This window comes from Candidatus Magnetaquicoccus inordinatus, assembly GCF_004217665.1.
Taxonomy (GTDB): Bacteria; Pseudomonadota; Magnetococcia; order Magnetococcales; family Magnetaquicoccaceae; genus Magnetaquicoccus; species Magnetaquicoccus inordinatus.
Genome location: NZ_RXIU01000172.1, coordinates 1 through 7,781, shown reverse-complemented (window position 1 = coordinate 7,781; position 7,781 = coordinate 1). Strand labels below are relative to the sequence as shown.

6 protein-coding genes are annotated in these 7,781 nt (G+C 55.1%); 5 read left to right on the top strand and 1 reads right to left on the bottom strand.

The genetic code is table 11. The features are described from left to right. The 5 genes from EJP87_RS11750 to EJP87_RS11730 all read left to right on the top strand — a co-directional run. A partial coding sequence (locus EJP87_RS11750; RefSeq protein WP_130472070.1) for a motility associated factor glycosyltransferase family protein occupies positions 1-2,116 on the top strand: 2,116 nt, incomplete at its 5' end. Then, a complete protein-coding gene (locus tag EJP87_RS11745) occupies positions 2,113-3,261 on the top strand; it encodes a DegT/DnrJ/EryC1/StrS family aminotransferase (RefSeq protein ID WP_130472069.1) in 1,149 nt (382 codons plus the stop codon). The genes EJP87_RS11750 and EJP87_RS11745, both read left to right, overlap by 4 nt. Positions 3,262-3,345: 84 nt before the next feature. After that, entirely contained in the window at positions 3,346-3,984 is a 639-nt protein-coding gene (locus tag EJP87_RS11740) for an acetyltransferase (protein ID WP_130472068.1), read from the top strand. After that, positions 3,981-5,039 carry a nucleotidyltransferase family protein gene (locus tag EJP87_RS11735; protein ID WP_130472067.1) on the top strand — a complete coding sequence of 353 codons (1,059 nt, stop codon included), beginning with the start codon at positions 3,981-3,983 and terminating at the stop codon, positions 5,037-5,039. The genes EJP87_RS11740 and EJP87_RS11735 overlap by 4 nt, the downstream gene beginning before the upstream one ends. A gap of 44 nt (positions 5,040-5,083) precedes the next feature. After that, positions 5,084-6,412: a hypothetical protein gene (locus tag EJP87_RS11730; protein WP_130472066.1), complete on the top strand. Its 1,329-nt coding sequence runs from the start codon at positions 5,084-5,086 to the stop codon at positions 6,410-6,412. A 17-nt stretch (positions 6,413-6,429) separates the two neighbouring features. Here the strand turns inward: EJP87_RS11730 and EJP87_RS11725 are convergent. Beyond that, positions 6,430-7,781 (bottom strand): AAA family ATPase (locus EJP87_RS11725; RefSeq protein ID WP_130472065.1); only part of this gene is annotated, 1,352 nt, incomplete at its 5' end.

Genomic DNA, 7,781 nt, shown 5'->3' with positions numbered 1-7,781 from the left:
TGCTCTGTTCTGGAAACAGTTTGAGGAGGAGCTCAACGATTATCAGGCCATGGTTGGCCGGGAGATCGGTTCCCGTGTCTTTATGGTCAAGGGTATGGAAAATCTTGCGGAAAACCGTATTCCAGCCGAGTGTGCACTGGGATTGTTTGCAGGCAAAACAGCGATTTTGTTGGCGGGGGGGCCCTCCTTGCCGGAGAGTTTTGCCTGGGTCAAAGCCCATCGCGAACATGTTGTTGTCTTGGCCGTGTCGCGCATTGCCGAGCAGTTGGCACAGGCAGGGATTACTGTGGACTGTTTTTTTGCCATCGATCCCCACGATATTATTTTTCATCAAAGCAAAGGGATGCTCTCCTATTGGCAGCAGAGCTTGCTGATTAACGTCTACCATTTGAACCCGCGTTTGTTGGGACAGTGGCGTGGGCGCTCGCTGTTTATGGGCCCCCTGTTTCCTTGGGAAACGCCGTTGAATCCAAGCAGGCAGCTCTCCTTTCCGGGGATTACGGTCAGCCATCAGGCGTTGGGTATGGCAATCGAGATGGGTTTTTCCCAGATCATCTTGGCGGGATTTGATCTGTGTTACGACCGGCACGGTTTTACCCATGCCATCGGCAGCGAAGAGCGCAAAACCGGTCCTTTTGCTGCCCCTTTGGAGTTGTGGGTGGAGACCAATGGTGGCTGGCAAGCCGAGACCAAGCATGAATTTTTATGTGCCATTCCCAGCCTGGAGCAGTTGGCCCACTATGCGCAGATGCGCGGCAGTCGGGTAATCAATCCCGCTCCAGGTGCCGCCAAGGTGGGCCATGTGGATCATCTGCCCTGGCAGGAGGTGGTCGTTGCGGCAGAAAAGATCGATGCCTGGCACTATTTGCAAACCATTTTGCCCCCTGATACGGCAGAAAACCGCTTGCAGCATTATGAGAAGGTCAACGATGAACTGCTGCGTATGCGCAACCTGGTGCAACAGGTTACCCGCCTGACCAGTGAAGCGATTATCTGTAACGATCGGTTTTTTGGTAGAAAAGGCAAACCACCAGATTTCAAATATAAATTACGCATGGATGCCATTGAACGCACCCTGGATGAGGAGTTGCGGGTGGCCTCGGTCCTGGTAAAAAAATGGGGAGTGGCCGATTTTCTCAAGTTGTCACGTCCGGACAAGGAGCGAGAGTGGAGCGATCAGGAGATTGAGGATACCGGACGGCGTTATTATGAGATCTATCGCGACAGTGCGGGGGCTTTGACCCGCTTGCTTGATGATATTCGTCAGCGTTTGCGGGCGCGCATTGAAGAGGAAAAAGCCCATCCTGCGTTAAAAGTGTTGATCAACCAATGGCAGCGGGATCAACATCCAGGACGGGTGTTTCGCTTGCTGGAAGCGCATGCAGGTGGTCTCTCGGCTTTTGCTGAAGGGGTGCGACCGGCACTGCAAAGTCTGGTGGAGAGCTATCAGCAGGCTCTGCAAGAGACAGAGACCGACTATAAGGCCTATCTTTTCCAAAGGATGGCCACCCCGCAGGTGGTGCGCGCCAGGGTGATGAAGCTGTTTCGGCAGAAGGAGCAGCAACGGTTGTTGACCTTTGCCGAGGGGTTGGAGCAGAGTTTGGCGGAAAGTGCGGTGACTGGCAGTATGGATCGGATGGTGATGGAGCATAAAGAGCAATATGTGTTGTTGATTCGCGGCCTGGCTGCCGTCCTGGCAGGTGATTTTACCGCGGCAGAAGGCTGTTTTGGGCAGATCAGCTTGCCGGTGTTGCTGACCGATGCCTTGCAGCAATTATTGACGGTCAAGTTGCTGCGCCAGGATCTGCTCGGGGCTCTGCCCATTGCCAAGCAGCTTGCACAACGGGCAACCCTGCACATTCCCCATTATGGCGATTTGCTGCGTTTGACCGGCCAGCGCGAGGAGGCGGTGGCAGTTTATGGTGGCTTTGTCCAATTGGTAAAAAATGATCTGGTGACCCTGAATAAATTAGGCAAGCTGCATGGCGAAATGGGTAACCTGGAGGCGGCGCGCGCGGTGTTTACCCAGGTTTTGCAACTGGATCCGGGCAACAAAGCGGCGCAACTGTTCTGGCAACAACTCTTTCCTGCCGATGCAGTGGTTGGGCAGCCATGATCCCTTTGGCGGTTCCCGATCTGACCGGTAATGAAGCGCGCTATTTGCAGGAGTGCATTTCGAGCGGTTTTGTCTCCTCAGTGGGGCCTTTTGTCGGGCGTTTTGAGCATGCGGTTGCCCAGGCAGCCGGTTGCAGCCATGCGGTGGCTACAGCCAGTGGTACGGCTGGGCTGCATGTGGCGCTGACCGCAGTAGGGGTGGGGCGCGACGATCTGGTGATTTTGCCCTCCTTGACCTTTATCGCCAGTGCCAATGCGATTGCCTATTGTGGCGCTGAACCGTGGCTGCTCGATGTGGAGCCCGGCAGTTGGAATCTGGATCCGGTCTTGCTGGAGCAGTTGTTGGAGCAGGAGTGTCTCCTGGAGGGTGAGCGATTGCTGCATCGGCCCAGCGGTCGGCGTGTGGCCGCCATGATGCCGGTCTATACCTTGGGGTTGCCAGCCGATATGCAGCGCCTTGGGGCTCTTGCCCGGAAGTGGCGTTTGCCGGTGGTGGCGGATGCAGCCGCCGCTTTGGGCAGCTCCTGTCGAGAACAGGCGGTTGGGACATTGGGAGCCGATTTGACAGTTTTTTCATTCAATGGCAACAAGACGGTGACCAGTGGTGGTGGCGGTGCGGTAGTCGGTGCGCAGGAGTCTCTTTTGCAACTGGTTCGCCATTTGGCGACTACAGCGCGCCAAGGAGAGGAGTATGATCATGATCGGATCGGTTTTAACTATCGCATGACCAATGTGCAGGCAGCAGTCGGTTGTGCCCAGTTGGAACGTCTCTCAGCCTTCATCACAGCCAAACGGCGGATTCGGGAGCGCTATAATGCGCTGTTTCAAGAATATGCGCACTTTATCCAACCTTTTCCTGAGCCTGCGGGATACCAGAGTGCCTGTTGGTTTTCGGGAGGGTTGTTGTGCGATGCAACACCTGAGCAGATGCGTAAGCTGATTGCCCGCTTGCAAGAGGATGGGGTGGCGGCCAGACCATTCTGGAAGCCGGTCCATTTGCAGCCTCCCTATCAGCAGGCTCCCCGTTCACGGCAGAGGGTCAGTGAATCCATCCACTATCGAATCTTGACCTTGCCTTGTTCCACCTCCTTGCGGGAGGAGGAGCAGGAGCAGGTGATTGCTGTTTTGCGTCGCTGTCTGGGTTGAGCGGAAAAAATGGAAAAGATGCCGAGGAGTCGGTGATTGCTGTATTGCGTCGCTGTCTGGTTGAGGGGAAACCGAGGAGGGGAGATGCGTTTCATATTGCTGGGTTGTGGCGGACATGGCCGGGTATTGTTGTCAACCTTGCAGGGGTTGGGTTGGATGGAGAGAGTGGTTGGAGTGGTGGATCCCGATCCACAGAGCATTGTGCAGCATGGTTGCCCGGCCCCCTTGTTGGGGGATGATGGCTATCTCTCTCGATTGTCTGTCCGCTCTGTGTTGTTGCTCAATGGTCTCGGCTCGGTCAGCAGTACAGAAAAACGGCGCTTGCTGTTCCTGAAACTGCAGGAACAAGGCTATGGTTTTGCCTCTCTGATTCATCCTGCTGCCTGGTTGGCAGAATCGGTGGTCCAGGCGGAAGGGGTGCAAGTCATGGCAGCGGCAGTGATTCAAAATGGTTGTCAATTGTCGGCCAATGTGTTGATCAATAGCCGAGCGGTAGTGGAACATGAGTGTATCGTACAGGCCCATGCGCATGTGGCTACGGGGGCGATTTTGTGCGGTAATGTAGAGGTGGGTGAAGGGGCGCATATTGGTGCAGGGGCAACAGTGATTCAAGGAATACGCATCGGGGCACGGGCCTGTATAGGTGCAGGGGCCGTGGTGGTACGGGATGTGCCGCCAGGGGCAACCGTTGTCGGTGTTCCAGCCAGGGAGTTGACAAAATGAATAAGCGCCGCTCTTGGCGTTCGGTATTGGTAGGTGCCGAGGCAACCATTCTGGAGACCATTCAGGTGATCGATCAGGGGGCGATGCGTGTGGCCCTGGTCGTGGATGAACAGGGACATCTGCTGGGTGTGGTGACCGATGGCAATATTCGTCGCGGGCTGCTCAACCAGATTGGTTTGCAGGAACCGGTCAGTCGGGTGATGAATCCCCATCCTATCACTGTACAAGTGACCGATTCCCGCGAACAGGTGTTGGCCTTGATGAATGCGCGGGAGATTGAACACCTGCCGGTGGTGGATGAGCGTGGTGTATTGGTGGGTATGGAGCTGCTGCAAGAGCTGACCCAGCCGCTCTGCAAAGAAAATTGGGTGGTGTTGATGGCCGGGGGATTGGGCAGTCGTTTGGGCGCAATTACCCGCGACTGTCCCAAACCGCTGCTGCGGGTAGGACACAAACCGATATTGGAGGTGATTCTGGAGAGTTTTCTGCAATATGGTTTTCGCCGTTTTTATCTTTCGGTAAACTATAAAAAGCAGATGATTCAGGAATATTTTGGCAATGGTGCCGCATGGGGAGCGGAAATTCGCTATTTGGAAGAGAAGGAGCGTATGGGGACAGCAGGTTCACTCTCCTTGTTGCCCGAACCCCCTGAGCAGCCATTTTTTGTCATGAACGGTGATCTGTTGACCCGTATCCATTTTCAACACATCCTGGATTTTCATGCCACACATCAGGCGCAAGCAACTTTGTGTGTGCGACGTGTCGAACAAACCATCCCTTTTGGTGTGGTTGAGTTGGCACAGCATCGTCTGCTGGCCATTGAGGAGAAACCCACCCACCACTATTTTGTCAACGCCGGTATTTATGTTCTGGATCCGGCGGTTTTGTCGTTGATTCCGGCGCACCACTATCTGGATATGCCGGATCTGTTGCGCAAGGTGGTGGCAGCAGGGATGACGGCGGCAGCCTTTCCTTTTCTGGATTATTGGATGGATATTGGGCAGATGGGCGACTATGACCGGGCGCGCCAGGAGTATGAGCAGATTTTTCAATAGCCACCACCTCACCGTAGCACTGCCGGAGTGGATGGAAAAACAGCATGCGTCTTGTTTCCAGTAAAGAGTCGGTGATCTGGGGGGAGCCAAGCTGGTTGGCGGTGGCGGAAACATTTTGGGCCGCGGTGCTGGGAGGCTGGCTGGTTTGGCAAGGGGCGCCGCACTGGTCGGTATGGATTCCCTTTGTGTTTGCTCCCTTGTTGTTGTTGCGTTCACCGCTCTCCACTGAAAAAGGAGCACGCTGGTTTGCCGCCTATGTGGCGGATAAAACCGCATTGACCCCTTTTGGTACACCCTTTCTCTACTGGTTTGTCTTTTTGCCGATCATTCTTTTTGGCACCGGTTTTCTCGCTGCATCCTTGGCAGAGCAATTTTTACCTTATGTCGGACAGTGGCAACTCTTCTTTCGCGTCACACTGATCAGCCTGTTGTCCATGTGGATTGCCATGGCTCTGGCGGTGGCCGGAGCCATGGAGGGGGCGGTACTTATTGCCTTGCTGGTGGCCTTCTCCTTGGCCATAGGGGCGGCGCGGGCAGGCATTGTGGAGGTGGCTTTTGCCTGGGGTTTGGCGGTCACCTTGGTGGGCATCGTGGCGGCGGCGATTACCCTGATGTGGTTGGGAGCAGTGGCAGGAGAGGGAGAATTGGCCATTGCCATTCTCTTGGCTGGGGTGCCGTGGATTATCGGTATCTGGTTGCGCTCCCTGTTGGTACGAGTGGTGGCCACCTTGGCCCACCCCTGGTATGGTCTGCGCTCCCTGCCTGGCAATTGGCGGCGTTTTTTGTGGATATTGGATCTGCATCATCCACCAGAGCTGGTTCCCGATTTGCTTTTGTGGACCAAGGCATTCTCTATTATTGAAATCAAAGAAATTTTGCTCGCGCCTGGCCTGTTGAAAAGGCTCTTTGGTGTGCTGGCCTTTGTCTGCTTTTTTTTGCCGGCCATGCTTTATCGGTGGGGGATCAAATCGACCATCTGGTTGTATTGGCCCCTGTTATGGTTGGAGAGCGGACCATTCAACCGTGATGTTGCTCTGCGCGAAGAGTGGCGCTGCGCATTGTGCAACGGAGGTTGGGAACGCATGCGGCGTTGGCTCTCCTGGTTGGTGGCAGGAATAATGGCCGCTCTCCTGGTTTTTTCCATTCCTTTGCCGGCTCAGTGGTTGCAGCCGGGCTGGCAGAGCTGGTCTCTCTGGCAAGGCTGGCAAGGAGGGGTGCTGGCGGCTTTGTTGTTGACGGAGATGATCGCGCTCTCCAGCCGCCAGGCAGAGTGGTTGGAAGGGTTACGGTTATTGGTATGGCTGCGCAACTGTTGTGCACTTTGGGTGTGGCTACTGTCAGTGCGCGCTGTGGCAGCCATTTGGTCTCTGTAAAGCCGGTTTGTTTTCGATCATGTTTCGTTTCGACTGTTGCCAGTGACGACAAAGGTGAGACCCTTTTCGCCAGACTCTACTGCAATCAGATCACCATCCCGGAAGGTTCCGGCAAGAATCCCTTCCGCCAACGGATCCTGGACCCACTGTTGGATCACCCGTTTCAGGGGGCGGGCGCCATACACAGGATCAAAGCCCAACTCTGCCAACCGATGGCGTGCTTCCTGGGAAAGCAGTAGTCCCATTTTGCGCTCCGCCATGCGTTCACTCAGTCGCCGCAGTTGAATCTCTACGATGGCATCCATTTGGCTGCGCGCCAGACGGTGGAAGAGGATGATGTCATCCAAACGGTTGAGAAATTCAGGACGGAAAATGGCACGCAAGGCAGCTCTTGCTGCCTGTTCTGCCGAGAGCTCTTCCAGGCCATGGTGGTCAACTGCGTCGAGGGCGTGTGAACCGGCATTGGAGGTCATGATGATGACTGTATTGCGAAAATCAACGGTGCGTCCCTGGCCATCGGTCAAGCGTCCATCATCCAGCAGTTGCAAGAGGACATTAAAGATTTCTGGATGGGCCTTTTCAATTTCATCCAGCAAAATAACGCTGTAGGGACGGCGCCGAATCGCTTCAGTCAACTGTCCCCCCTCCTCATAGCCGACATATCCAGGAGGGGCGCCCAGCAGTCGTGCCACCGCATGGCGTTCCATATATTCTGACATATCAATCCGTACCATGGCCTGTTCATCGTCAAAGAGAAATGCAGCCAGGGTTTTGGCCAATTCAGTTTTACCCACACCGGTTGGTCCGATAAAGATAAAGGAGCCGATGGGGCGGTTGGCATCCTGCAGCCCCGCACGCGAGCGGCGCACAGCACGGGAGACAGCCTGGACGGCAGCCTCTTGCCCAATCACCCGCTCTGCCAAACGCTCCTCCATATGCAGCAATTTTTCTCTTTCGCCCTCCAGCATGCGGGCGACGGGAATGCCTGTCCAATGGGCGATGATGGCGGCAATATCCTCTTCACAAACCTCTTCCCGCAACAGGCGACGACCACTGTTGCTGGCCATCTGCTGTGCCTTGAGCAGTTGTGTTTCCAGGGCAGGAATTTCGCCATAGCGCAGTTGACCGGCCTTTTCCAGATTGACCAAGCGTTCTGCCTCTTCCAGTTCAAAACGTTTGCGTTCGAGACTCTCTTTCAGCGTTTGTGCCTGGGCGATGGCGTGGCGTTCCTGTTCCCAAATAGCGGTCAGTTGTACCGATTTTTCTTTCAGATCGGCCAACTCTTTTTCCAGAGCCTGTAAACGATCACGGCTGGCGCTATCTTTTTCTTTGCTGAGAGCCACACGTTCAATCTCACGCTGCAGAATCT